22 protein-coding genes, 1 tRNA gene and 3 pseudogenes are annotated in these 23,643 nt (G+C 70.2%); 10 read left to right on the top strand and 16 right to left on the bottom strand.

What is annotated here, in order from left to right; translation table 11 throughout:
• Positions 1-105: 105 nt before the first annotated feature.
• The 6 genes from JK363_RS06710 to JK363_RS06685 all read right to left on the bottom strand — a co-directional run bounded on the left by JK363_RS06710 (position 106) and on the right by JK363_RS06685 (position 6,154).
• The gene (locus tag JK363_RS06710) at positions 106-1,758 is read right to left on the bottom strand and encodes a long-chain fatty acid--CoA ligase (RefSeq protein ID WP_201872420.1); all 1,653 of its coding nucleotides are present in this window, start codon (positions 1,756-1,758) and stop codon (positions 106-108) included.
• Positions 1,759-1,938: 180 nt separating this feature from the next.
• The gene (locus JK363_RS06705; RefSeq protein WP_201872418.1) at positions 1,939-2,469 is read right to left on the bottom strand and encodes a SigE family RNA polymerase sigma factor; all 531 of its coding nucleotides are present in this window, start codon (positions 2,467-2,469) and stop codon (positions 1,939-1,941) included.
• 148 nt (positions 2,470-2,617) lie between these two features.
• Positions 2,618-3,514, bottom strand: a complete 897-nt coding sequence (locus JK363_RS06700; protein ID WP_201872416.1) for a DUF1906 domain-containing protein — start codon at positions 3,512-3,514, stop codon at positions 2,618-2,620.
• 53 nt (positions 3,515-3,567) lie between these two features.
• Positions 3,568-4,734 (bottom strand): lipid-transfer protein, encoded by a 1,167-nt coding sequence (locus tag JK363_RS06695; protein WP_201872415.1) that lies wholly within the window; start codon positions 4,732-4,734, stop codon positions 3,568-3,570.
• Complete coding sequence (locus tag JK363_RS06690; RefSeq protein ID WP_201872414.1) at positions 4,731-5,183, bottom strand: MaoC family dehydratase; 453 nt, start codon at positions 5,181-5,183, stop codon at positions 4,731-4,733. Before JK363_RS06690 ends, JK363_RS06695 begins: the two co-directional genes overlap by 4 nt.
• A complete protein-coding gene (locus JK363_RS06685) occupies positions 5,180-6,154 on the bottom strand; it encodes a bifunctional MaoC family dehydratase N-terminal/OB-fold nucleic acid binding domain-containing protein (RefSeq protein ID WP_201872412.1) in 975 nt (324 codons plus the stop codon). Before JK363_RS06685 ends, JK363_RS06690 begins: the two co-directional genes overlap by 4 nt.
• A gap of 645 nt (positions 6,155-6,799) precedes the next feature.
• Between JK363_RS06685 and JK363_RS06680 the strand changes: the two genes are divergently transcribed.
• On the top strand, positions 6,800-7,822 hold the full coding sequence (locus JK363_RS06680; RefSeq protein ID WP_201872411.1) for a bifunctional DNA primase/polymerase: 1,023 nt from the start codon (positions 6,800-6,802) through the stop codon (positions 7,820-7,822).
• A 193-nt stretch (positions 7,823-8,015) separates the two neighbouring features.
• Entirely contained in the window at positions 8,016-8,813 is a 798-nt protein-coding gene (locus JK363_RS06675; RefSeq protein ID WP_201872410.1) for a hypothetical protein, read from the top strand.
• A gap of 30 nt (positions 8,814-8,843) precedes the next feature.
• On the opposite strand, the gene JK363_RS06670 is transcribed toward JK363_RS06675, so the two are convergent.
• Positions 8,844-9,218, bottom strand: coding sequence for a helix-turn-helix domain-containing protein (locus tag JK363_RS06670; RefSeq protein WP_307821635.1), 375 nt, complete (start codon positions 9,216-9,218; stop codon positions 8,844-8,846).
• 495 nt (positions 9,219-9,713) lie between these two features.
• Here JK363_RS06670 and JK363_RS06665 point away from each other — a divergent pair, with 495 nt between their 5' ends.
• Positions 9,714-9,995, top strand: coding sequence for a hypothetical protein (locus JK363_RS06665; RefSeq protein ID WP_201872408.1), 282 nt, complete (start codon positions 9,714-9,716; stop codon positions 9,993-9,995).
• A 75-nt stretch (positions 9,996-10,070) separates the two neighbouring features.
• On the opposite strand, the gene JK363_RS06660 is transcribed toward JK363_RS06665, so the two are convergent.
• The 3 genes from JK363_RS06660 to JK363_RS06650 all read right to left on the bottom strand — a co-directional run bounded on the left by JK363_RS06660 (position 10,071) and on the right by JK363_RS06650 (position 12,158).
• Complete coding sequence (locus JK363_RS06660) at positions 10,071-10,541, bottom strand: hypothetical protein (protein ID WP_201872406.1); 471 nt, start codon at positions 10,539-10,541, stop codon at positions 10,071-10,073.
• A gap of 93 nt (positions 10,542-10,634) precedes the next feature.
• Positions 10,635-11,366 (bottom strand): glycosyltransferase family 2 protein, encoded by a 732-nt coding sequence (locus tag JK363_RS06655; RefSeq protein WP_201872404.1) that lies wholly within the window; start codon positions 11,364-11,366, stop codon positions 10,635-10,637.
• Between the two features lie 318 nt (positions 11,367-11,684).
• Positions 11,685-12,158, bottom strand: a complete 474-nt coding sequence (locus tag JK363_RS06650; protein WP_201872402.1) for an ArsI/CadI family heavy metal resistance metalloenzyme — start codon at positions 12,156-12,158, stop codon at positions 11,685-11,687.
• Positions 12,159-12,236: 78 nt separating this feature from the next.
• On the opposite strand from JK363_RS06650, the pseudogene JK363_RS06645 reads away from it, so the two are divergent.
• From JK363_RS06645 to JK363_RS06635, 3 genes and pseudogenes are all read left to right on the top strand, one after another.
• Positions 12,237-12,640, top strand: a pseudogene (locus JK363_RS06645) (ArsR/SmtB family transcription factor).
• 80 nt (positions 12,641-12,720) lie between these two features.
• Positions 12,721-13,535 (top strand): annotated as a pseudogene (gene arsB, locus JK363_RS06640) (ACR3 family arsenite efflux transporter); the annotation flags it as partial.
• Between the two features lie 34 nt (positions 13,536-13,569).
• Positions 13,570-13,989: an arsenate reductase ArsC gene (locus JK363_RS06635; RefSeq protein WP_201872394.1), complete on the top strand. Its 420-nt coding sequence runs from the start codon at positions 13,570-13,572 to the stop codon at positions 13,987-13,989.
• Here the strand turns inward: JK363_RS06635 and JK363_RS44595 are convergent.
• From JK363_RS44595 to JK363_RS06610, 5 genes and pseudogenes are all read right to left on the bottom strand, one after another.
• The gene (locus JK363_RS44595) at positions 13,967-14,167 is read right to left on the bottom strand and encodes a hypothetical protein (RefSeq protein WP_201872392.1); all 201 of its coding nucleotides are present in this window, start codon (positions 14,165-14,167) and stop codon (positions 13,967-13,969) included. The two genes, JK363_RS06635 and JK363_RS44595, sit on opposite strands and share 23 nt — an antisense overlap.
• A 63-nt stretch (positions 14,168-14,230) precedes the next feature.
• A pseudogene (locus JK363_RS06625) lies at positions 14,231-14,479 on the bottom strand (hypothetical protein); the annotation flags it as partial.
• A 386-nt stretch (positions 14,480-14,865) separates the two neighbouring features.
• Positions 14,866-15,294, bottom strand: a complete 429-nt coding sequence (locus JK363_RS06620) for a hypothetical protein (RefSeq protein ID WP_201872390.1) — start codon at positions 15,292-15,294, stop codon at positions 14,866-14,868.
• Between the two features lie 337 nt (positions 15,295-15,631).
• Positions 15,632-15,718: transfer RNA gene (locus tag JK363_RS06615), tRNA-Ser, on the bottom strand.
• Positions 15,719-15,759: 41 nt separating this feature from the next.
• Positions 15,760-17,277 (bottom strand): S1C family serine protease, encoded by a 1,518-nt coding sequence (locus JK363_RS06610; RefSeq protein ID WP_201872388.1) that lies wholly within the window; start codon positions 17,275-17,277, stop codon positions 15,760-15,762.
• Positions 17,278-17,494: 217 nt separating this feature from the next.
• On the opposite strand from JK363_RS06610, the gene JK363_RS06605 reads away from it, so the two are divergent.
• The 3 genes from JK363_RS06605 (at position 17,495) to JK363_RS06595 (ending at position 20,244) form a co-directional block, all read left to right on the top strand.
• A complete protein-coding gene (locus tag JK363_RS06605; protein WP_201872386.1) occupies positions 17,495-18,328 on the top strand; it encodes a glycerophosphodiester phosphodiesterase in 834 nt (277 codons plus the stop codon).
• A gap of 140 nt (positions 18,329-18,468) precedes the next feature.
• Positions 18,469-19,179 carry an ATP-binding protein gene (locus JK363_RS44590; protein ID WP_372444719.1) on the top strand — a complete coding sequence of 237 codons (711 nt, stop codon included), beginning with the start codon at positions 18,469-18,471 and terminating at the stop codon, positions 19,177-19,179.
• Positions 19,180-19,275: 96 nt separating this feature from the next.
• Positions 19,276-20,244, top strand: a complete 969-nt coding sequence (locus JK363_RS06595) for a DUF5926 family protein (protein ID WP_201872384.1) — start codon at positions 19,276-19,278, stop codon at positions 20,242-20,244.
• Between the two features lie 527 nt (positions 20,245-20,771).
• On the opposite strand, the gene JK363_RS06590 is transcribed toward JK363_RS06595, so the two are convergent.
• Complete coding sequence (locus tag JK363_RS06590; RefSeq protein ID WP_201872383.1) at positions 20,772-21,446, bottom strand: bifunctional DNA primase/polymerase; 675 nt, start codon at positions 21,444-21,446, stop codon at positions 20,772-20,774.
• Positions 21,447-22,037: 591 nt separating this feature from the next.
• On the opposite strand from JK363_RS06590, the gene JK363_RS06585 reads away from it, so the two are divergent.
• Positions 22,038-23,615 (top strand): PP2C family protein-serine/threonine phosphatase, encoded by a 1,578-nt coding sequence (locus tag JK363_RS06585; protein ID WP_201872601.1) that lies wholly within the window; start codon positions 22,038-22,040, stop codon positions 23,613-23,615.
• Positions 23,616-23,643 lie beyond the last annotated feature (28 nt).

Genomic DNA, 23,643 nt, shown 5'->3' with positions numbered 1-23,643 from the left:
TGAGCGCGCCCCCGGCCCACCCCGGGAACAAAGGACGCGTCCGGCCCGGCCCTCGCCCCTCACCCCGCTCCCGAGTCCGGCTCCGGGCCGGGGCCGGGGGCCGGGTCAGTCGAGCTCGGTCACGTCCAGCTCCCCGTCCGCGTACTGCTTCCGCAGCAGCTTCTTGTCGAACTTGCCCACGCTCGTCTTCGGCACCGCCGGGATCAGCGTCCAGCGCTCGGGGAGCTGCCAGCGCGCGATCCGCTCGGCGAGGAAGGCCCGGAGGGCCTCGTAGTCGACGGTGGCGCCCTCCTTCAGCACCACGGCGGCGAGCGGACGCTCGCCCCACTTATCGTCCGGCACGGCCACAACCGCCGCCTCAGCGACCTCCGGATGGCCCATGAGCTGGTTCTCCAGCTCGACCGACGAGATCCACTCACCACCGGACTTGATGACGTCCTTGGCGCGGTCGGTCAGCGTCAGATAGCCGTCGGGCGTGATGGTGCCGACGTCACCGGTCTTCAGCCAGCCGTCCTCGGTGAACTTGTCGTCGGGGCGGAACGGCTCACCTGCCGCGCCTCCGTAGTACGCCCCGGCGATCCACGGGCCGCGCACCTCCAGCTCGCCCGCCGTCGTCCCGTCCCACGGCACCCGACCGCCGTCGGGCGCGGTCAGCCGGGCCTGCACGGAGGCCGGGAAACGGCCCTGGCTCACGCGGTACGGCCAGGCGTCCTCGTCCGGGACGCCGGCGGGCGGCTGGGCCAGGGTGCCCAGCGGCGAGGTCTCCGTCATGCCCCAGGCGTGCACCACACGGATGCCGTGGCGCTCCTCGAACTCCTTCATCAGGGCGGGCGGACAGGCAGCACCGCCGATGTAGACATTGCGCAGACAGGCCACGTCCCGCGGCTTCGCTTCCAACTCGGCCAGCAGCCCCTGCCAGATGGTCGGCACGGCGGCGGCGATGGTGGGGCGCACGCTCTCGATCATCTCGGCGAGCGGCTCGGGCTGGAGGAAGCGGTCGGGCATCACTATCGAGGCGCCCGCCATGAAGGCGGCGTGTGGGGTGCCCCAGGCGTTCGCATGGAACATCGGCACCACCGGCAGCAGGGTGTCGCGCCCGGAGATCGCGAACGACTCGGCGCTGTTGACCTGCATCGAGTGGAGATAGATCGAACGGTGGCTGTAGGCCACCCCCTTGGGGTCCCCGGTCGTCCCCGAGGTGTAGCAGAGCACGGCGGCCTCGCGCTCGTCGAGCTCCGGCCAGTCGTAGTGGGCGGGGCGGCCCTGGATCAGTGCCTCGTACTCATGGACCCGCGCACCGCATCCGTCCAGGAGGGAACGGTCGCCCGGACCGGTGACCACGATGTGCTCGACGGAGCCGAGGCCGGGGAGGAGCGGGGCGAGCAGCGGCAGCAGCGACCCATTGACGATGATCACGCGGTCGGCGGCGTGGTTCACGATCCAGGAGAGCTGCTCGGCCGGCAGCCGGAGGTTGAGGGTGTGCAGCACGGCGCCCATGGACGGCACCGCGAGATAGCACTCCAGATGCTCGCCGTTGTTCCACAGGAGCGTGCCCACGCGCTCACCGCGCTCGACCCCGAGCTCCTCGCGCAGCGCGTGGGCGAGCGCCGCGGATCGCCCGCCGACCTCCCGGAAGGTACGGCGCCGGGGCGCGCCCTCGCCGGTCCAGGTGGTCACCTGGGCCGTGCCGTGCACAACCGAACCATGCATGAGGATGCGGGTCACGGTCAGCGGTACATCCTGCATCGTGCTGAGCACCGGGGCCTCCAGGGGTTCCGGTTACGCGCGGGTAGAACTGCCGCTGATTTTGCTGCCGACCGGCTGTTATGTCATCCCCTGTGGATAACTCCGCTGTGGAAAACCCCGCCCCGCATGAACAGCCCTGGACTGCGGCGTGGACGTGACGATCGGGCCCGGAGCGCGCGACCGGGGAGGCCGTCAGGCCGCGCAGCAGAGGTCCGGGTCCTCGCGCAGCTTGCCGAGGGCGCGCGAGACCGCGCTCTTCACCGTGCCGACGGACACCCCGAGCACCTCAGCGGTCTGGGCCTCGCTCAGGTCCTCGTAGTACCTGAGGACGACCATGGCTCGCTGGCGGTCCGGCAGCCGGAGTACCGCGCGCCACATGGCGTCGCGGAGCACCTGCTGCTCGGCGGGGTCGGGAGCGGGGACCGGATCCGGCTCGGGCAGTTCCTCGCACACGAACTCGTCGACCTTGCGCTTGCGCCACTGCGAAGTGCGTGTGTTCACCAGCGCACGTCGCACATAGCCGTCCAGCGCCTTGTGGTCCTCTATGCGCTCCCACGAAAGGTACGTCTTCGCCAGGGCGGTCTGGAGCAAGTCCTCCGCGTCGAAGGCGTTGGCGGTCAGTGAGCGGGCGGTGCGCAGCAGAACCGGCCCCCGCGCCTTGACGTACGAGGAGAACGACGGGAACGCACCAGTGGAAGCGCCCGTGCACACGGTCGTGGTCATGTCTCAACGCTATGAGCGAGCAGCTCATCGCGGATCGGTCCCAGGTGCCGAAGCCGGGTCACTCTCAAGTTGTAGGGGTGGGGCCCGCATCACCTCCTGAGGGGGGATGGGGCAGGGCGAGGGTCGGGGATTCGCCGGAGGGGTGGGGTCATTCGACGATCGCGACCGGCGCGTCCACCTTGTTGCGGTCGATCCGCAGCGTCCGGCCGCCGTATGTGACATCGACGTTGCCCCTGTACTGGTGGACGCGGCGGTGCGGCTGCCAGGCGGCCCCGGCGAGGGCCGGTTCCCCGTTCAGCGACGCCTTCGTGGTCCAGCGGGCGAACCACATGACGGAGGGGAGGTCATCGACTCCGTCCTTCCGGGCCTGTTCCAGATGGCGCACCCCGGACTCGGCGCTGCTGTAGAAGCCGGGGAAGAAGCCCTGTGCGGCGACTTCGCGGTTCCAGGCACGGATGAAGGAGAGCGTGGTGGCGGCGCAGCCGGTGTGCGACTGGTCGTACGCCTCCATGTCGAGATAGAGCGCGCTGCGCTCCTTCATGCCCAGCGCCTTGGCGCGGGCCACCGCGTCCCTCGCCTCCGCACGCCCCTGCGACCAGGGGGAGCTGCCGATCGGTACATGTGTCTTGTCGATGTTGCGGACGCACGGCGACTGGGAGCCGACGTAGACGGGCAGCGCGTGCCATCCCAGGGCCGCGGCCCCGCGCATCCAGGAGGCGGTGAGATGGGGCTGACTCGGGCAGGCCCGGCCGCGGCCGCCGAAGTAGACGCCCAGGGCGCGGTAGCGGGAGCCGTGCCAGGCGCGCAGGGTGCTGAGGGGCGGGGTGCGGCAGGTGTCGAAGGCCCAGCCCGTGAAGACCTTGGCGCCCAGATCGCGGGGGTCGGGGAGGGCGGACTCCGCCGAGGAGAATCCACCGGTCTCGGACGGGGCAGGGAGCGCAGCCTTGGACGAGACAGGGGCGGCACCGGTGATCGAGGCCAGGGCTGTGACCAGACCCGCGGCCCAGCCCGTGATCGCCCAGCCACTCTGCTTCCTTCGGCTCATATGACAAATGAAGGAGGATGAGGGACGGCCGAAGCCGCAGACACGCGCGCGGTTCAGCCGTCTGCGCCGAGGAGAAGCCCGGATGTCGGTACCCCGGTGCCCGCGGTGACCAGGACGCGCGAGGCGTGCGGGACCTGGTTGACCGAGGTGCCGCGGATCTGCCGTACGCCCTCCGCGATGCCGTTCATCCCGTGCAGATACGCCTCGCCGAGCTGGCCCCCGTGCGTGTTGAGGGGCAGCGCGTCCTCGGCGACGAATCCGGCCGCCTCACCGCGCCCGCAGAAGCCGAACTCCTCCAGCTGCATCAGAACAAACGGGGTGAAGTGGTCGTAGAGAATGCCCACATCGATCGCGGCCGGGGCGAGACCGCTGTCGCGCCACAGCCGCCGCGCCACCACGGCCATCTCGGGCAGCCCGGTGAGATTGTCGCGGTAGAAGCTGGTCATCTGCTCCTGACCGCGCCCCGCACCCTGCGCCGCGGCCGTGATCACCGCGGGCGGATGGCGCAGGCCGCGGGCCCGCTCGACGCTGGTGACCACGATGGCCTGGCCGCCGTCCGTCTCCTGGCAGCAGTCGAGCAGCCGCAGCGGTTCGACGACCCAGCGGGAGGCGGCGTGATCGGCCGGGGTGATCGGCCGGCCGTAGAAGTACGCGGCCGGGTTGGTGGCGGCGTACCGCCGGTCGGTGACGGCCACATGGCCGAACACTTCGGGGGTCAGACCGTAGATGTGCAGATAGCGCTGTGCGGCCATGGCCACCCAGGACGCCGGGGTGAGCAGACCGAAGGGCAGCACCCAGCCGAGCGCGGTCCCCTCGGCCGAGGGTTCGCGGTGCTGCACCCCGGCCCCGAAGCGGCGCCCGGAACGCTCGTTGAACGCGCGGTAGCAGACGACCACATCGGCCACACCCGTCGCGACGGCGAGCGCGGCCTGCTGCACGGTCGCGCAGGCGGCGCCCCCGCCGTAGTGGACGCGTGAGAAGAACGACAGCTCGCCGATGCCGCACGCCTGGGCGACGGTGATCTCGGGGCTGGTGTCCATGGTGAAGGTGACCAGACCGTCGACATCGGCGGGGGTGAGCCCGGCGTCGTCCAGGGCGGCCCGGACGGCCTCGGCCGCGAGCCTCAGCTCACTGCGGCCGGAGTCCTTGGTGAAGGCGGTGGCGCCGATACCCACGACGGCCGCGGCGCCGCCCAGAGTGCCGCCCCCGCGGGCGCTCATCGGAGGTCCTCCTCGGCTCCGGGGCCCCCGGTCGGCCCGGTGGACTCCATCGGGGCGGCATCGATGGGCAGTTGCACGGTGACCGTGCCGGTCACATGGTTGCCGATGTGGTTCGCGCCGGTCACCGCGACCTCCGCGGCACCGTCGGCGACCGAGGTGACCTCACCTCTCAACACCATCTCATCGCCGGGGTAGTTGGGCGCCCCGAGCCGGATCGCGACCTTCCGCAGCCGTGCCCGCGGTCCGAAGTGGTCGGTGATGTAGCGCCCCACGAGACCATTGGTGGTCAGGATGTTCATGAAGATGTCCGGGGAGCCCTTCTCCTTGGCCGCCTCGGCGTCGTGGTGCACATCCTGGTAGTCCCGGGAGGCGAGGGCTCCGGAGACGATGAGGGTCCGGGTGATCGGGATGCGCAGCGGTGGCAGCGCGTCGCCCGCGCGGACGGTCATACGGCCTCCTCCGCCGTCGCCCGGAACACCGGGAGCTCCATGGTCCCCTTGGCGTCGTCGACCCGCAGGAACTCCAGCTCGACGGGCATACCGATGCGCACCTTGTCGTACGGCACCCCCGTGATGCCGCTGACCATCCGCACCCCCTCCGCGAGCTCGATCAGCCCCACGGCGTAGGGCGGGTCGAAGGCGGGGAAGGGCGGGTGGTGCATCACCACATGGCTGAACACCGTGCCGCGGCCGGACGCCTCGGCCGTCTCCCACTCCGGTGAGCCGCACCGGCCGCAGCCGGGCAGCCAGGGGAAGCGGAGGGTGCCGCAGTCGGTGCAGCGCTGGAGGAGCAGCCGGTGCTCGGCGACGCCCTCCCAGAAACCGGCGTTGTCCCGGTTGACGACGGGGCGGGGGCGCGCCGCTTCCGCCACGGGCTCGGGATGCGCCTTCGGCTTCGGCTTTGGATTCCGGTGGGCGGGGGCGTACGTGAGGACGCGGAAGCGGTGCGTCCCGACCAGCTCATCGCCCACATGGATATCCATCCGGGTGGTGACGAAGTGCCCGGACCCCAGCGCTGTGTTCTTCCGCGGGGAGACCGACTCGATCACCGCGTCGAAGCGGACGCGGTCACCGGGCCGCAGCGGACGCGGATACTCCTGCTCGCAGTCGGTGGCCACGATCGAGGTGCAGCCCGCGTCGTCGAGCAGCGCGAACAGCTCGTCGTACGCCCGCGTCCGGGTCGAACCGGCCGGGTGGCCCGCCAGTCCGCCCATGGTCCACGCCTGGAGCATCGTGGGCGGCGCGATGTCCGGATAGGCGGGGTTGGTGTCGCCCATCGCCTCGCACCAGTGCCTGATCATGGGCTCGTTGACGGGGTCCCGGCCCTCGCCGCCCTGTACGGCCGTCCGCCCCTCGAACGCCTTGAGGCGCTCGTACAGGTCGTCGGGCGCGGGTTTCCCGGCCGTCCTCTCACCGGTCATGGGCAGTGGACCCCCTTGACGGGACCTCGACGGGACGCCCCTGGGCGGGACGGGGATGCATGACTGACCTCAGCGAAAAGCTTTCTGACTATCCGTCAGATTATTCCGGACTGTCAAGCACGACGGCACGCACGGCCGCGCGGCGGCACCGATGTGCCACCGCGCGGCCGTACGACCTCACCCGTCCCCTTGGGTCAATGAATCACCACTGTTCGCTCTCGTCGGTCCGAACACCGTTCTCTGCCCCCCAGCGCCCCCCGGCGTCCCCCATTCCCCCGTTACGTCCCGCTCCTCGGTGGCGATCTGCCTCCGTGCGACCGGGGCACGACCCCGGACCTCCACCCGGTGGGGATGGTGCGGATCTCCGCCATCTCGCTTCCTCCGACGCTCGGGAACCATCGCGGAAGCAGAATTGCCCCACCGCATCCCGGAACAAGCGCACTGGACACCGCAATTACCACGCAAGCATGAGGAATGAGAGTTAAACGTGCCGAGCGCCTCCACTCCTTGGGAGCGCGCCCATGCGCCACCCGCTCCACCATCCACCGCACCGCGCGGGAGCGGCGGAGCACCGGTTCCGCACACTTTCGGCCATCCTTACCGCGTTCCCCGACCCCCTTCCCATTGCCGAACACTTGTCCGAAAATGGGGGTCATGGCGACCATCGCACTCGCCCACGCCCTCGCCGCCTCGGCGCGCGGCTTCCGTGTGATCCCGCTGACCCGCGCGAAGCTGCCCGCCGTGCGCTCCCCACACCACCGCGACCCCGAATCCCCGCCCTGCCGCGGCGCTTGCGGCCGGCTGGGCCACGGCATCCATGACGCCTCCGCGGACCCGGAGACGGTCCGCGCGCTGTTCGCCGCCGCCCCCTGGGCCACCGCGTACGGCATCGCGTGCGGATGCGCCCCGCACCACCTCATCGGCGTCGACCTCGACGTCCGGCCGAACGGCCCGACGGCACCACAGAACCCGCGGGGCCCCGGGGACGTCACCGGTCGGAACGGCACCGACGGCCCCGCCGCTCTCGCACGGCTCGCCCGCGAGCACGGCTTCACCGTCCCCCGCACCGTCACCGTGCTCACCCCGGGCGGCGGCCGTCACCTGTGGCTGAGCGGCCCGCCCGGCCTCACCGTCGCCAACTCCGCGGGCCGCCTCGCCCCCGGTATCGACATCCGCGGATCGGGCGGCTATCTCGTCGGCCCCGGTTCGGCCGCCGCACACGGCAGCTACCGCCTCGCCCCCGGCTCCCCCGTCTGGACCCCCGCCCCCGTCCCGCCCGCGCTGCTGCGGCTGCTGCGGCCGCCGTCTCCCGCCCGGCTGCGCGCATCGTCCGGGCGCCGCCCGTCCGAGCGGCCTCCCGCCGCGCTCACCGCCCTCGTACGGTTCGTCCGCGAGTCCCGCGAGGGCCAGCGCAACGACCGGCTGTTCTGGGCGGCCTGTCGCGCCTACGAGACGGGCGCTGGTGCACAGCTCGCACCCGACCTGGTCCAGGCCGCCGTCGACATCGGGCTGACCTGCCGCGAGGCCCGGGCCACGGTCGCCTCCGCCGCCCGCAGCGCGGCCCGCCACCTCCAGCCGCCGGCCGTCTGGCCACCACCCCTTGACGCGCGTGAAGGGCGGCGCGGGGGGCTCCCCGGCACGGCCCAGGGCGGCGCGATCCCGTGGTAAACGGAATGTGAGCCGTGCATTACGCGATCGAGGGGCACTATCGTGACCACGCGACGAGGCGCTCCGTGCACGCACCGCACACCACTCGCCGGTCCTTCCGCCCTCCGGGCGGACAGTGATGGGGCTCCCGCTCTCCCCGTGACCGGCCGCTCGCCTCCGGCGCACCGGCAGCGAGGCGCGAGCAGGGGGAGCATTGCACGAGCTCTATGCACAGGAGTGGTTCGCGCGGATCGCGTTACCCCTCGCCGCCTGCGCGCTGGTCACCTGGATCTCACTGATCCACCGTTTCGCCGACAAGGGCAGGCTGCTGGGCACCGCGCGGTCCACGGCGCTGTGCGTCGCGATCACCGGATGCACCTGCGCGGCGGCGCTGATCACCATCACGCTGCTGCTGCCCCACGCGGCCGATGTGCCGCCCGCCGTGGCCGCGGCCGCCGCGGGCGGGGCGCTCGCCCCGCGCGTACGTCAGCAGCAGAACCAGCAGTCCACACCGCCCTTCGTCGCGGTGATCACCCTGGGCATCGCGGTGCTTCTGGACCGGCTGGAGCGGCGGCTCGCCCATGACATGTACTGCCACTGCCACCGGCTGGTCCGGGACTTCGGAACGGTCGCCCAGCTGCGGATGTTCGCCTTCGACTCCCGTGGGTACCTGCGCGGCTCCACTCCGGTGACCAAGGAGCGGACGGCGATCAACACCTTGTACGAGGAGGTGGATCAGTACCTGGACGACGCCGCCAAGGTCGAGGCGGACATCGAGGCGAGCTGTCGGCAGCGTGAGCTCCAGGACTTCCCCGTCGAACTGCACAGCGCCACCCGGGAGGAGGCGGAGGACCGCCGTCAGGCGCTGGCCATGGCCAAGGAAGCCTGTGTGAAGATGCTGGAGTTCGGCTATCGGACGGGCAAGCGGAGCGCGGACCGCGACCTCGAACGGCTGCGGGACCAGGCGCTGACCGAAGAGCCACTGGCGGCAGCGGGCGCGTCGCACCCCTGATCCGCGCGCCCCGCACGGCCGTTCATGGATTCACGGGGCACAGACGAAGGAGTCGTCGCCGCGGCTAAGCGCGCGACGGCCGCCGTCGTCCTTGGGCTCAACGAAGCTGATCTTGACGTCCAGTTCAAGCGCTTCGGCCACCGCGGCCAGGCTTCTCAGGGTCAGATTCTCATCTCCGGACAGTATTTGGCTCACCCGCCCCGGACTGACGTCCATGAGCCTGGCCAGATCCGCTCTGCTCATATCCCGCTTGCCCAGCAACCCCGCCACTTCCACGGTGGCTTGACGGGCCAGCTGGGCCCCGGCGAGCTCCGCGGCCTCCCCCTTCGGTCCCTTGCCCTTCCACGGCATGCACATCACTCCCAGCCGCACCCTGTCGACGAATCTCGCTCGTCCCTCAGCCACAGGTTCCCACCTTTAGCTACAACTAAAAGCCCACTTCTCCGTGTCCCGCATCCCAACTGCCCGCCAGTCGGCCGATCCCATGGCCCTGACCTGCATCAACGACCCACACCATAGGTTTTCGGCCAGATCGCCGCCCAGCTTGGCGCCGTCCTGTGGACGCCAGGCCGGGCGGCGACGTGGTGCGCGGAGCCCACTGCCCCGTCGCGCCCAACGCGTCACAGGACAGCAACGGGGACTCGTATGTCTCTCGCTCCCCGTTCAACCCCGCCTCGCATTCCCTCGGAGAGCTGGTGGGCCGCGAGCGGACGATCGAAATCCGGAATTCCGGCACTGCCGGGAACGGCGTCCCTCCGAGCCGCATGGGGGAAGGGGCGATCGGACCCCGATTCCCCCTCAGCCTCCTTGTGAGTGGGAGTCGAGTGCCCGCAGATACCCATGGGGCGGAAGGCGGTTGGCGTCTTCGCGAAATGCAACAGGAGGTACATGATGCGTCGGATGGGAATCGTGGCGGCAGCGGTGATCGGTGCGCTGGGTCTCGCCCTCTCGTCAGCCGGAACAGCTGCCGCCGCCCAGGGCACCCTGATCGTCAGCGGCACGCCGCACAACAACCCCAGCGGCTGCTACAACACCGATCACTACCCGCTGAGTGTCGACAACCGCACCGACGAGGTGGCCCTGGTCTTCTCCGGCCCCGACTGCCAGGGAGCGCCGATCGCCCCGGTCCCGCCGGGTGAGAGCGGCATCTTCGAGTTCGGCCAGAGCGTCTACATCCCCTGACCTCCGGAATCTGCCGCGCACACAGGGTGCCTCTCCATCAGGGGCACCCCATGCGCAGTTACAGGGATTCCGTCCTCAGTGGGAACCCAGCGTGCTGCGCGCCGCCGCCATGAACGCGGACTTCCCCGCTTCGAGATGCTCGTTCACCTCGGTGTCACCGATGTTCCGCCACACCGCCTGATTGAGCGCATGCCCATAGACCCGGACCGGCTCGTGCAACGCCTCGTCGCACAGCAGCATCACATTCCCCGACGCGGTCCACAGCGCGGTCATGGCGGCCCCCGCCTGCGTCGTCCAGTCCTCGTCGTCGCCCCACTCCTCAGGACGGCTGTAAGCCGCCCGTTCGGCCATCTGCGCCTTCGCGATGAACTCCTTCAGGGCCTCGAGCTGTTCCGCCCGGCGGCTCTCCGCGGTGGCCACGACCTGGCGGGCTTCCTCGGCTCGCTCCGCGGACCGCTGAGTGGCGTGCTGGGCGAACGCCGTCAGCCCGCCCCCGAGCAACACACCCGTAAGCGACAGAACCGAAGCCCACACCTCCCCGCCCATTTCAACTCCCCGACCCTTACGTGATCACCTACGGTTTGGCGTTGTCGCTCACGGATCCGGCTTCGTCAGCGCTCAGCAGAATCGGAGCACATCTCATGACCATGTCCAACCCGCCGCCCGCATCGCACGTGCCCGCTGTATTCCCGCTTCTCTTCGGGTAGCCGCTTCTTCCGGATTCCAGTAACGGCCTGTCGCGGTGGTCTGATCAGGGTGCTTCCGGTAGAGGAGGCTCGGTTCGGCGATGAACTCACCAGGTGCGACGACCTCCGCGGCGAGAAGGAGAGCCACCCCTTCAGCTCCGGTCAGCGCATGCCAGCCCCCGAGTGCGAGCACCAGAGAACGGTGAGCGGCAAATGTGGTCGTCTGCACGGACAGACGGTTTTCCACCACTTCCTCATAAAACCGGCCGGGCTCCACCGGGCCGCCCAGAGGGTCGCGCGGTCCCGGTGAGGTACTGCCGTCCTGGAGGAGGTCAAGACATGCGGATACGCACCACGGAACTCGCTCCAACGTCTCGATGTCACGTTCGAGGGCTCCTGGCAACAGCACGTCGTCGGCGTCCAGAGTCCGGATCAACTCGCCGGTCGCACGGGTAAGCGCATGCGTTCGCGCCACCGCGACGCGCGCGGGCAGTCCGGATTCGATGGAAATCCGGGGATCCTCGGGGAGGACGGCGGCGGCGATCCCGGTGTGCCCGTCTTCTTGAACACACCATTGCCATTCCCAGTCACCGGGCAGTTTCTGCTCGCGCAGAGATTGGTAGGTCTCGTCGATGTAGTGATGGCCGCCGTTGTACACGGATGTGATGACGCTGATCGTTGGCACGCGAAATTTCCCCCTCAGAAGCCCGGGACGTGACCGCCAACGATCACGGTAGTAGGCAAAAGATGACCTGATACAGCGTCAATTTGTGCTCGGGCGCGCATACGTGTCGATCCATCGGCAGCAAAGGCCGGGGGAGGGTCGCCGGCCTCGGCGGAGGCTGAGGCATGTGGGCCCTCGGTGACATCGCTGCCACGACGGTTTCCAAAAGGGTCGCGGCCAGGACGATGGCTACAGCTCCCACCGGTGCAAACGGCCCCTCTGCCTACCCCGTAACGACGTTGGTGGTCCACCAGCGATCCACAGCGTCGAGCCAGCGGCTCAGACTCCGCACCCGCAGCCTGCGGCGGCCGTGGACTCCTCCGGGCCGGTCCGGCTCGTGCAGCAGGTGTCGGTGGCGTCGGCGGTTGCACCCTTGCCCAGGTTGTCCGCGTCGGCCTTCACCACATAGACCTCCCAGGGCTCCTTGCCGGGGCCGTGGACCCACACCTTGTCCTGGAGGGCGTAGCAGCACGAGGTGTCGTTCTCCTCGAAGGTGGCGAGTCCGGCGTCCTTGAGGCGGTCGGTGGCGGCATTGACCTGGTCGGTGGAGGTGACCTCCACACCGAGGTGATCGAGCCGTGTGTCCTGGCCTGCCTCGCCTTCGATCAACACCAGCTTCAGCGGCGGCTCGGTGATCGCGAAGTTGGCGTATCCGGGGCGGCGCTTGGCGGGCTCGACGCCGAAGAGCTTGGAGTAGAACGCCACCGAGGCATCAAGGTCGGGGACATTCAGGGCGAGCTGTACGCGGGACATGGCGGTCTCCCATCGGGCTGTATCGATGTCCTTCGATTCAAGCTTGCATCTTGGATCGAAGAACGTCAACATAGAAGAATGTCGAAACAAGACCTTGTGGTGCTCGGCCAGGACGGCGTTGACGGCTGCTGCCCCGGACTGCTGACCGCTCCGCTGGACGAAGCGCAGTCCGTCGAGCTGGCGAAGGTGTTCAAGGCGTTGGGCGACCCGATCCGGCTCCGGCTGCTGTCGATGATCGCCTCCCGGGCCGGGGGCGAGGTCTGCGTGTGCGATCTGACCCCCGCCTTCGACCTCTCTCAGCCGACGATCTCCCATCACCTGAAGCTGCTGCGGCAGGCTGGGCTGATCGACTGCGAGCGCCGTGGCACGTGGGTCTACTACTGGCTGCTGCGGAGATGACCGACCGGCTCGCGGGGATTCTCACCCGCCCCGCTGGTCAGCCGCTGCCCGAGCGCACCACGACAGCGGCTCACGCCTCGTGACCGCCGATTCCTACCCTGCTCCGGTCGCCGCCCGCCTGTCGTTCGTGGACCGCTTCCTTGCCGTGTGGATCCTGCTGGCCATGGCCGCCGGCCTCGGCCTGGGCCGACTCGTTCCCGGCCTCGGTGCCGCCCTGGCGAAGGTGACGGTCACCGGCGTCTCCTGCCGATCGCGCTCGGCCTGCTGGTGATGATGTACCCGGTCCTGGCCAAGGTCCGCTACGACCGCCTCGACACGGTCACCCGGGACCGCCGCCTGCTGGTCCCCTCACTCGTGCTGAACTGGGTCCTCGGTCCGGCGATCATGTTCGCGCTGGCCTGGCTCCTCCTGCCGGACCTGCCGGAGTACCGCACCGGCCTGATCATCGTCGGTCTGGCCCGCTGTATCGCGATGGTCATCATCTGGGACGACCTGGCCTGCGGCGACCGGGAAGCCGCCGCCGTCCTCGTCGCCCTGAACTCCGTCTTCCAGGTGATCGCCTTCTCCGCGCTCGGCTGGTTCTACCTCGACCCGCTGCCCGGTTGGCTCGGCCTGGAACAGACCGGTCTCGATGTCAGCGTGTGGGAGATCGCCCGCAGCGTGCTGATCTTCCTTGGTATCCCGCTGGTGGCGGGGTTCCTCACCCGGCGCCTGGGCGAGAACGCCAAGGGGCGGGCGTGGTACGAGACGAAGCTGATTCCGCGGGTCGGCCCGTTCGCCCTGTACGGGCTGCTGTTCACCATCGTCGTGCTGTTCGCGCTCCAAGGTGAGGCGATCACCTCGCAGCCCATGGACGTAGCCAGGATCGCGGTGCCGCTGCTGGTGTACTTCGCCGTGATGCGGGCCGGGCCCATGGCCCTGGGCAAGGCCGTGGGCCTGGACTATCCCCGCTCCACCACGCTGGCGTTCCCCGTGGCCGCCGAGCCCGCGCCCGCCCAGGAAGGCTCCACCCGTGTCTGAACCCACAACACGGTCCGTGCTGTTCGTCTGCGTCCACAACGCGGGCCGCTCCCAGATGGCGGCTGCGTTCCTCACCCACCTCGCGGGCGACCGCGTCGAAGTCCGCTCCGCGGGTTCGGCACCCGCCGAGCTCGTCAACCCCGCCGTCGTGGAAGCGATGGCGGAAGTCGGCATCGACATTGCGGCAGAGATCCCGAAGATGCTGACCGTCGCAGCCGTGCAAGCCTCGGACGTCGTCATCACCATGGGCTGCGGCGACGCCTGCCCGTACTTCCCCGGCAAGACCTACCTGGACTGGAAGCTCGAGGACCCGGCCGGTCAGGGCGTCGCGGCCGTCCGGCCGATCCGCGACGAGATCCGAGCCCGCGTCGAGAACCTGATCAGCGAACTCATCCCGGGAGACCGCGGGTGACCCTTCGCACCAAAACGATCCGGATCACCAGCCTGACGGCCGACCACACCGACGAGGTCTGGCCATCTACCAACTCGGCATCGACGAGGGCAACGCGACCTTCGAAACCACTGCGCCCGGCTGGGATGATTTCGACGCTGCCAAACTGCCCGACCATCGATATGTCGCTCTCGACCATAGCGGGCACGTCCTCGGCCGGGTGGCCGCCACCACGGCAGATGGCGTGACGTCGTCCTCATCACTCGTGCAAGAAGACAGCGGCATACACCAAGACATCGATCTGCTCGCGGGCCTCGGACAGCATGTCCACGAACGCGGACACCGGGATGTCCGCCCGCTGGTCGTAGAGCGCGCCAAGTTCAGGGCTCACCGCGAGGGCGGGTCGCTCCCTGCGCGGCGTACGCCCCGGATTTGCCCATCTCTCAACGGACTTGGGGTCTACGTCGACTTGGGAGTTGATCCAGTGGAGGTCGCCCGGTGGGCGGGGCACAGCTCGCCGTCCTGTTCCGCTTCTACGCCAAGATCCTTCGTAGCGGCCAGGACCATTCCACCAGGGGTGGGCGGCCGTTTTAGCCGCGATCATGGGGTTGCCAGGTGCGCTGGGAGGTGCCCTGGTCGGCGGGTACGCCGCGATCCGCGGGGCGCGCCAACAGCCCGGGAGGGCCCCATCATCCTGACTCCCTGCTCCTGAAGTGCCTGATCAAGGGCGTGCCTTGAGCGCGTGCGAGTACGCGGGCCGGTCAGAAGCTTGACCGGCCCGCGTAGCCCCGTCTTGGGTTACTGAGAACCGACGCAACGGGCCTGGCAGCCGTCGTAGCCGTACTCCAGCCGGTCGCCACACATGCGCTGTCTCATGTCGGCACTGTCTCGCGCTGGTCAGCGGTGCCAACCGCTCCAGCCACCACTGGAGGTTCCGCCACGGTTGTTGTACCACCAGTTGCCGTCTGTCCCGCGCACGCTCAGGGTGATGGCCCAACCGAAGCCCGTTGCGCCGACAGAGCTCCGGCCCTGACCACCTAGCGAGGTCCAGGAACTGAGGGTTCCGTTCGTCCGTGACCATCGTGTCCAGATCGCGCCGTCCGAGCCTATGCCGAAGACCTGAGCCTCACCGTTGGGAAGGTCGTAGTGAGTGCAACCGTACTGGCCTTGGATGTTTCCACCCCAGTTGCGGTCAGTGATACATGAGGCCATGACCGATGCAGTGCCAGCGGGCGCGGCGGCTGCCGTTCCCACGCCCATCAACGTGCCGGATAAGGCAAGGCCGGCGGTCGCAACGGCCGCCTTGCGCAACATGTTTGCCTTCATGGGGACCCTCCTCTGTGAGAACTGCGTCCGAAGTAGGACTGCCCCAACAGTGGCGAACGGGCATTGACCAAAACCTTGGACGAACCTTGAATAGGCCGGTCTCCCGCTTCCCGCCCGAGCGTTGTGGGCCCTGCGTCCTGACCAAGGTGGCGGAACGGGCGGATTGCCGCACCCGTCTCGATGATCGGCCGCGTTACCAGAGATCTGGTCCACGCCTGGTCCACACGCACTGGTCAACGGTGGGATTCGAGCGGCACAGGGTGAGACGGCGGACATGCGGAAGGGGTGCCCCCGAACCAGGGGCACCCCTTCTGACCAGCTAGTTCGCTGACCTCGGCGGAGGCTGAGGGATTTGAACCCTCGGTGACATCGCTGCCACGACGGTTTTCAAGACCGTTCCCTTAGGCCGCTCGGGCAAGCCTCCCCACGTCGCCCTCAGGGTGACGTGGGGATCAGCCTAGCGCGTCAACTGTCACCCTTGCGCTTCCCCAGGGTGACATCGACCGTGGACTGCTTGCCGTCCCGCTTATAGGTGAGGGTGACCTTGTCGCCGGGCTGGTGCGTCCAGATCTCGCTGATCAGGGTGGGGCCGCTGTCGATCACCATGTCGTCGAGTTTGGTGATCACGTCGCCGGACTTGAGGCCCGCCTTGTCGGCCGGGCCGCCGGGGACGATGGCGGGGGTGCCGCTGGCGCCGTTGGAGGCGATGGTGGCGCCCGCGCCGGTGTCCTTCATGTTCACCGTGGCCTCGATCACTGGGTAGACCGGCTGACCGGTTTTGATCAGCTGCTGGGCAACGTTCTTCGCCTGGTTGATCGGGATGGCGAAGCCGAGGCCGATACTGCCGGACTGCTGCGACTCGCCGAGGCCATTGCCGCTACCGGCCGACTGGATGGCGGAGTTGATGCCGATGACGCCGCCGTTGGCGTTCAGCAGGGGGCCGCCGGAGTTGCCCGGGTTGATGGAGGCGTCCGTCTGGAGGGCCGACATGTAGGAGGCGTTGCCTCCGCCGCCGTCGCTGGAGGCGACCGGACGGTTCTTGGCGCTCACGATGCCGGTGGTGACGGTGCCGGAGAGGCCGAAGGGGGCGCCGATGGCGACGGTGGCGTCGCCCACGGCGACCTTGTCGGAGTTGCCGAGGGGCAGCGGGTTCAGCTTGGCGCCCGAGGCGTTCTTCAGCTTGAGCACGGCGACGTCGTAGCCCTCGGCGCGGCCGATGACCTGGGCGGCGTACCGCTTGCCGTTGGAGAAGGTGGCGGTGAGCTTGCCCTGCTCGGCGGCGGAGGCGACTACGTGGTTGTTGGTGAGGATGTGGCCCTGCTTGTCGTAGACGAAGCCGGTGCCGGTGCCGCCCTCGCCGTTGCTGCCCTTGGCCTCGATGGTGACCACGCTGGGCAGGGTCTTGCCCGCGATGTTCGACACCGAGCCCGGCGCGCGGCTCGCGGACTTCGGATTGCCGAAGGCGGAGACGGTGGTGGTGTCGCTGTCGTCGTGGTCGGCGGCCAGATAGCCGATGCCCCCGCCGATACCGCCCGCGACCAGCACGGCGGCCAGCGCGGCGGCGATCAGACCGCGGGGCTTGCGCTCGGGTGCCCCGGACGGCGGTACCGGAGCGGTCCCCCACGGCCCGCCCGGTCCGCCGCCCGAGCCGCCCTGCGGCTGTCCGCCGCCGGCGGTCCACCACGAGGCGGACTGCCCCGCGGTGGTGTCGCCGCCCGGGCCGGAACCCGGAGTGTGGGGAGCCCCGCCACCGGGCTCGGTGCCCTCGCCGGCACCGCCGGAACCCGTACCGCCGGAGGCGGACGCGGCCGGCGGCTGGGCCGGGGGCGCGGCTATCGGTGCGTCCTGGGGGGCCGGAGCCGCGCCCGCGGTGGGCTCGAAGTCCGGCGCGGGAGGCACCGCGGGGTTCTGTTGCGGCGCCGGAGGAGCCGGGTGCGGTCCGGCCGCAGGCGGTACGGCAGCGCCCTCGTTCTCGGTGCTCACAGCTGTCTCCTCAGGTGCACGACAGTTCTTTCATGACGGCCCACGCTTACGCATTACCGTCGTCAGCTTTTCCCACGGCGCGTCAGACGGCCGTAAGGAGCGGTGGCCCGGTGGACTACCACCCTTTATCCCGGACAAATCGCCCTGCCGCCATTCCGGACAAGGATCGACGGGGCCACGTCCACCGGCTCACACCGGGCGGTGGCACCATAACGCGGTGACCTATGCGCGCCCTGCCCGGGACATCCGCCCCGGTCCGCACACCGTGTCCGTCGTCGCCCACCGCGGATCCTCCGAGGACGCACCGGAGCACACCCTGGCCGCGTACCGCCGAGCGATCGAGGACGGCGCCGACGCCCTGGAATGCGATGTCCGGCTGACCGCCGACGGCCATCTGGTCTGCGTGCACGACCGCCGCGTCAACCGCACCTCCAACGGCCGGGGCGCGGTCTCCGCGCTCGAGCTCTCCGATCTCGCCGCGCTGGACTTCGGCTCCTGGAAGGGCCAGGCCACCGACAAGGAGGCGCCGGACCGAGACCACCGCGACTCCACCTCGGTGCTCACCCTGGACCGGCTGCTGGCGCTGGTCCGGGACGCCGAGCGCCCGATCGAACTGGCGATCGAAACCAAACATCCCACCCGATGGGCCGGCCAGGTCGAGGAGCGGCTGCTCACCCTGCTGCGCCGGTACGGCCTGGACGCACCGCCGCCCGAGGGGCCCTCGCCCGTGCGGGTGATGAGCTTCTCGGCGCGTTCGCTGCACCGGGTACGGGCCGCGGCCCCCACCCTGCCCACCGTCTTCCTGATGCAGTTCATGCTGCCGCGCCACCGGGACGGGCAACTGCCGCCGGGGGTGCGGATCGCGGGGCCGAGCATCCGGATCGTGCGGAACCACCCGGGCTACGTGGAGCGCTTGCAGCGCATGGGGCACCGAGTGCACGTCTGGACCGTCGATCAGCCGGAGGATGTGAACCTGTGCGTCGAGCTCGGGGTCGATGCGGTGATTACCAATCGCCCCAAACAGGTTCTGTCTCAACTCGGCCGTACATAGTGGGCATGACACGGCGTGCACCGGCGCGTTCGGTACGCATTCGATCGTGACGAGTGCGTCACACGATGCCACTTGGCCTGTTTCCGCTCCAGCCCATTGGGGCATCCATCCCGTGGCGTGGGGCTAAGGAGGTCTCGGGGGTGGCGTTGGTGGTGGCACGGCAGGTGCCGACGTCGTCGACCATGGCCGTACCCCATGGTCCTGCGGGTGTCCGCGCGGCAAGACAATGGATGCGTGGCGATTTGGGCAGGACTGGGGTATCGGAATCGGTCATAGACGACGCTGTATTGATCCTTTCGGAATTGCTCAGCAACGCATGGCGTCATGGCCGCCCATGGCGTTCCGACCATGGTGACGACACGGTCCGGGCGGCCTGGAGCGTGGACGAGGACGAGCGGCTGACCGTCGAAGTCACGGATGGCGGCGGACCCACAAGACCTCTTCCGGCCAAACCCTCCATCACCGCGCGCGGTGGCCGTGGTCTCAACATCATCCGATCGCTGGCCGACGACTGGGGCGTCCGGGACGGCGTCGGCGAAGTCACGGTATGGGCGCTTCTTCCGGTTGACGACGGTTTTATGAAACGGGTCACGCTCCGGGCCGACCTGGACCCGCAGCTGACCGCGGGGCCGGCGAACGGCCTCGGCCCCGAGCTCGCTCCGGACATCGCTCCGGACATCGCGCCGGAGATCGAGCGGGCCGATCTCGAGCGGGCCACCGACGCGGACGTCGCTCCACGGGCGGACCTCGTTCCGCGGCCGGCCGCCCCGGGGGCGCCGCAAGCCGACATGGACATCGATCCCGATTTCGACCGCGAGCTGGGCTTCGCCGATCTGGACGAGCTCGCGTAACCGACGCGGCCCATCGCGCCGACGAGGTTCGGCCAAAGGGCTAGGCTCGCGCCCGTACGAGCAAGCCCTGCCGCACGATCGGGAGACAGCCACGCCATGGCCAAGAAGCGCCGCCCCCAGACGAAGGCCGCAGCCCCCCGGGCCACGACGGGCGACATCCCCGTGGTGGGCGCGCGCGAGCCCTGCCCCTGTGGCTCGGGCCGTCGTTACAAAGCCTGTCACGGCAGGGAAGCCGCCCACGCCGTCACCGAACTGGTGCAGCGCCCCTTCGAAGGACTCCCCGGCGAATGCGACTGGGTGGCCCTGCGCGAGCTGGTGCCCGCCGCCACCGTCGAACTGAGCCTGGCCGAGGGGCTGCCCGAGGGCGTACCGTCGGTCACCCTCGCGACCGTGCTGCCCATGGCCTGGCCGGCGCTGCGCCGCGACAGCGGCGCGGTGCTGATCGGCCTCCAGAACGACACCCCTTCCGGCGACATCAGCCGCGACCTCGCCGACACCCTGCGCCGCGCGCTGACCGCCGAACCCGGCACTCCGGTCTCCGCCGAGCGGGCGCCCGGCGACGGTCCGCGGCTTCAGGATCTGCTCGACCCGAAGGGCACTTTCACGCCGACCCTGCACGAGGGTTTCGAGTTCTGGGTCGAGGACGCCGCGAACGCGAGCGGGGAGGTCGCCGCGTCCCTGGAACGAGCCAATGCGGCCGCCATCCCGACCGCCCGGCTCTCCGGTGTGGACGCCGCCTACTGGTGCCGGACCCCGGAGAAGAACCACCTGCGCTGGGTGATGTCGCACTCGGAGGAGAAGCTGCTGGACGCACTCGCCCGGCTGCACGCCGCCGGCGCCTCCTCGCTCGGCGAGAACACCCGGCTGGTGGGCTCGTTCCGGGCCCACGGACTCACCGTCCCGGTGTGGGACCTGCCCACCGGGATGCGCGCCGAGGACACCGAGAAGCCCGCCCAGGAACTGGCCGAGCGGCTCGGTGAGGCACTCGCCTCCGACACCCCGCTGACACCCGAGCAGCGGCGTGCCCGCGGTGGTCTCACCAACCGTCAGGTGACGCTGAGCTGACCGTCACGGCCGGGCGGTGACACCCCCGTCCGGCACACGTGACCCTGCTCACAACTCACCGTTACGGCCTGGAAGTACGCGTCCGGAAATCCGCGATCGAATTTGCTAACGGCCGATCTCTTGTTACGGTTCTAAAAGCCCGGTCGCTGGTGCATCCCCCGTCGCCAGCGACCGGGCGCTTCCATGTCCGGAGCCGGACGCGACGGCAGACCGACGGCGGACATGACGCATGGCGGCGCGGACCCCGGTCGGCCGGTGCGGTCCCGACGGGCGATCAACACGCTATGGCGCCAGGGGAGTTGCCCCTCGCGGCGCAGTCGGCCTCCAGGGCCCACGGAGCCCCCGTCCACGCCCCTCGGGCGCACAAGGACACCACGACACACGAGGGCACTGACACAACGGCGACGCGGTGGGGCAGCCGCCCCACCGCGTTTGTCCTTCTGTGAATGTGCGGTTGCGCAGGGATGCGCACAGCTGCATCAGCGAACGTCCGCCGACAGGGCAGCCGTACCGCCGACGGCCCGGCCTCAGTAGGCCAGTCGGCTGCCCCCGTCGGGCGCGCTGCTACTCGCCTCCACCAGGGCGTCCACCACAGCGGACACCTCCGGCAGCCAGGGCCGCCCGCCGCGCCGCAGCGGCGCGCGCTCCCAGCGCACCCGCCCCGCGCCGACCTGGGACGGCGGCAGCACCAGATAGCCGCCCTCGCCGTGGAACCGCAGCGAGCTGGGCACCCAGTCCTGGCCGTTCAGCAGTTCGCCGAGCTCTTCGAGGGAGTACGGAGCCACCAGCAGCGACCAGCGGGTGGGTGTGGCGACCACCGGGCCGAGCCGTACCCCCGCCCGGTCGAAGTCGGCCAGCGCCCGCGCCCCGGCGACAGCGGGCAGGCTCACCGCGCAGGGGCCGCGCCCCCCGGTGGCCAGCAGCAGGGGAGCGGTGGGGCGGTTGGTCCACCACCAGCGCACCATGCGCGGGTCGGTGGTGGCGGCGAGGAGCACGGGGTCGAACGGGTGGCCGCCCGGCACCACGCAGTCCGGGTCGGGACAGCCGCACACCCGTGACCGTCCGCCACCGGGCTGGAGGCCGATGCCCGGCAGGACGGGCCACTGCCACTCGGTGGCGCAGGTGAGCGCCGCGCGGAGCAGCGGCGAGCGTGCGCCACGCCGCAGCGAGAACTTGCGTCGCCTTCCGAGGATCTCGCGCATGAGCGCTCGTTCCTTTCCGTTAACGCCGAGGGCTGTATCCGTCGCACTTCGCACTACATGGCACTACGTGGCGCTGTACGGCATCGTTCGGCCCGTCACAGCACGTGGATCACAAGTCACTGCGCGTACAAGGCAGCGCATCACGCCGCAGGCCGAGCGTGGAACGTGGCGAGGGGTGGCGCGCGCATGGCGCTTGCCGTCCTGGTGGTGCGTTTCCTCGCCACTCGGGGATGGGCGCGGCCGTTGTCGTCTATGACGCTTGGACCGGCCGCGGGGTTCCGGGGCGAAACGAACTGCCCCCCGCCCCTTCCCGATGTGTACCCGCCGCGGTGGAGACGACGCGCTGTCGATTGACGTCAGTCGACCCCAAATTGACAGCCTAACGACTTTTTTTCAGCCAAGTTCAATTCCCCCCAGACACCAACAAGACCACCCGGACAATGCTGGACATCGCCTCTTCGGTGCGTGTACATCTGGAGACAGTAGCGGCACAGTAGCGGCGCAGCACGACAGGGGGTTTGCGATGCTATTGAGCAAGCCGGACGCGGCGGGCGAAAGCAGCGGGCCATGAACTCCCCCCGCCTGCCGAAAGTGGCTGGAATCGATTCTTCCCTCCCGGCGCCCACGCAAACTGCCGACCCCATTGCGCCGCCTCCCGCCGCTCCGGACCCCGGTCCGGGTGTTCAGGACCGCCTCGCCGGCTGGGTGTCGGACCTCACCACCCTCCATGAGCTGACCGAGCGGCTGGCCCGCACCGACACGCTCGACGACGCGCTGCACGAGCTGCTGCGCGCGGGTGCCGCCCTGGTGGGTGCCCAGCGCGGGCTGGTGGCGCTCGAACCGGCCGACGGGCTCGGCCCGGTGACCACCGTCGGCCTCGGTCTCGGCCACGCCGACCTCGGCCAGATCGAGACGATCCCGCGCGGTTCCGCCTCCGCCGGCCATCTGCTCGACGGGCTCCCCGAGCCGGACGGTGAGCGGCACGCCGATGTCACCCATCCCGACATCGCGGGCGAGGCCGATCTCGACCCCCGCCACCGTGAAGTGGCGGCCCGCCTCGGCTTCGCCGCCAGCTACGCCGTACCACTGGACGCCTTCCCCGGCCCCGAAGACCCCGGCGCCGTCACGCCGCCGGGCAGGGTGATGCCCTCCCCCGCACCCGACGCGGGCACGGTCACCAGTGCGGTCGCCACCGCGGACCCGGGCGCTCCGGGCGACCCCGTGATGAGCGCGTCCGGTCCCGTCCGTCACCGCCTGGCCCGCGCCGCCGAGGGCGTACCGGGGATCGCGGCCGCCGTGGGCGCCGCCCGCCCCGCCGGACGGCTCGGCGCCGCCGCCTGGCTCTACGACGAACCCGCCGAACCCGGAGAGCGGCAGCGTCATCTGGTGGGCTTGTACTGCCGTTACGCCGCCGCCCATCTCGTCCGCCTCCTCGAGCTCGGCCGGGCCCGCGCCGCCGTGGCGACCGTCCAGGAGGAGCTGCTGCCCACCCGGCTGCCCCGGGTCCCCGGCGTCCGGCTCGCCGTCCGCCACCACCCCGGCCCGTACGGCGGCGGGGACTGGTACGACGCGCTGCCGCTGCCCGACGGCGCGCTCGGGCTCTCGGTCGGCGGGGTGACCGGCACCGGGCCGAGCGCCGTGGTCGCGATGGGGCGGCTGCGAGCCTCCCTGCGCGCGTACGCGGTGATGGAGGGCGAGGATCCGGTCGCCGTCCTCTCCGATCTCGAACTGCTGCTGCGCCTCACCGAACCCGCCCGCTCCGCGACCGCCCTGTTCGCGTACTGCGAGCCCGGGCCGCGCCGGGTGGTGCTGGCCGGGGCCGGACACTGCCCACCGCTGATCACCGGTGAGCGGCGCACCGAGTTCGTGGAGACCACGCTGTCCGCGCCGCTGGGGATGCTCTCCTGCTGGGAGGCTCCGAGTGTGGAGCTGGAACCCGCCTGTGGAGAAACGCTCCTCTTCTACAGCGACGGGCTGCTGCACCGCACCGGAGAGCCCATGGACCGCGCCTTCGCCCGGCTCCAGGCAGCCGCCGCGAGCGCGCCCAAGGCGGTCCGCGGCGACCCGGAGACGCTGCTGGACCATGTGCTGCGCGCGATGCTGCCCGGGGGTGTGGACGCCGGGGACGGTACGGAGGACCTGGTCCTGCTCGCCGCCCGCTTCGACTGAGCCGCTGCGACCGCGCCCCGCTTCGGCT

The sequence above is a fragment of the Streptomyces coffeae genome (genome assembly GCF_016741875.1).
Classification (GTDB): domain Bacteria; phylum Actinomycetota; class Actinomycetes; order Streptomycetales; family Streptomycetaceae; genus Streptomyces; species Streptomyces coffeae.
The sequence above is the reverse complement of the archived record's forward strand: the minus strand, read 5'-3'. Positions and strand labels throughout refer to the sequence as shown.

What these genes read in the sequence shown, in the direction of transcription:
- JK363_RS06705 (WP_201872418.1), bottom strand. Translation starts at nt 2,469, where the DNA reads ATGACCACGACCGTGTGCACGGGCGCTTCCACTGGTGCGTTCCCGTCG.
- JK363_RS06700 (WP_201872416.1), bottom strand. Translation starts at nt 3,514, where the DNA reads ATGAGCCGAAGGAAGCAGAGTGGCTGGGCGATCACGGGCTGGGCCGCG.
- JK363_RS06695 (WP_201872415.1), bottom strand. Translation starts at nt 4,734, where the DNA reads ATGAGCGCCCGCGGGGGCGGCACTCTGGGCGGCGCCGCGGCCGTCGTG.
- JK363_RS06690 (WP_201872414.1), bottom strand. Translation starts at nt 5,183, where the DNA reads ATGACCGTCCGCGCGGGCGACGCGCTGCCACCGCTGCGCATCCCGATC.
- JK363_RS06685 (WP_201872412.1), bottom strand. Translation starts at nt 6,154, where the DNA reads ATGACCGGTGAGAGGACGGCCGGGAAACCCGCGCCCGACGACCTGTAC.
- JK363_RS06680 (WP_201872411.1), top strand. Translation starts at nt 6,800, where the DNA reads ATGGGGGTCATGGCGACCATCGCACTCGCCCACGCCCTCGCCGCCTCG.
- JK363_RS06665 (WP_201872408.1), top strand. Translation starts at nt 9,714, where the DNA reads ATGGGAATCGTGGCGGCAGCGGTGATCGGTGCGCTGGGTCTCGCCCTC.
- JK363_RS06660 (WP_201872406.1), bottom strand. Translation starts at nt 10,541, where the DNA reads ATGGGCGGGGAGGTGTGGGCTTCGGTTCTGTCGCTTACGGGTGTGTTG.
- JK363_RS06650 (WP_201872402.1), bottom strand. Translation starts at nt 12,158, where the DNA reads ATGTCCCGCGTACAGCTCGCCCTGAATGTCCCCGACCTTGATGCCTCG.
- JK363_RS44595 (WP_201872392.1), bottom strand. Translation starts at nt 14,167, where the DNA reads ATGGTCGAGAGCGACATATCGATGGTCGGGCAGTTTGGCAGCGTCGAA.
- JK363_RS06620 (WP_201872390.1), bottom strand. Translation starts at nt 15,294, where the DNA reads ATGAAGGCAAACATGTTGCGCAAGGCGGCCGTTGCGACCGCCGGCCTT.
- JK363_RS06595 (WP_201872384.1), top strand. Translation starts at nt 19,276, where the DNA reads ATGGCCAAGAAGCGCCGCCCCCAGACGAAGGCCGCAGCCCCCCGGGCC.
- JK363_RS06590 (WP_201872383.1), bottom strand. Translation starts at nt 21,446, where the DNA reads ATGCGCGAGATCCTCGGAAGGCGACGCAAGTTCTCGCTGCGGCGTGGC.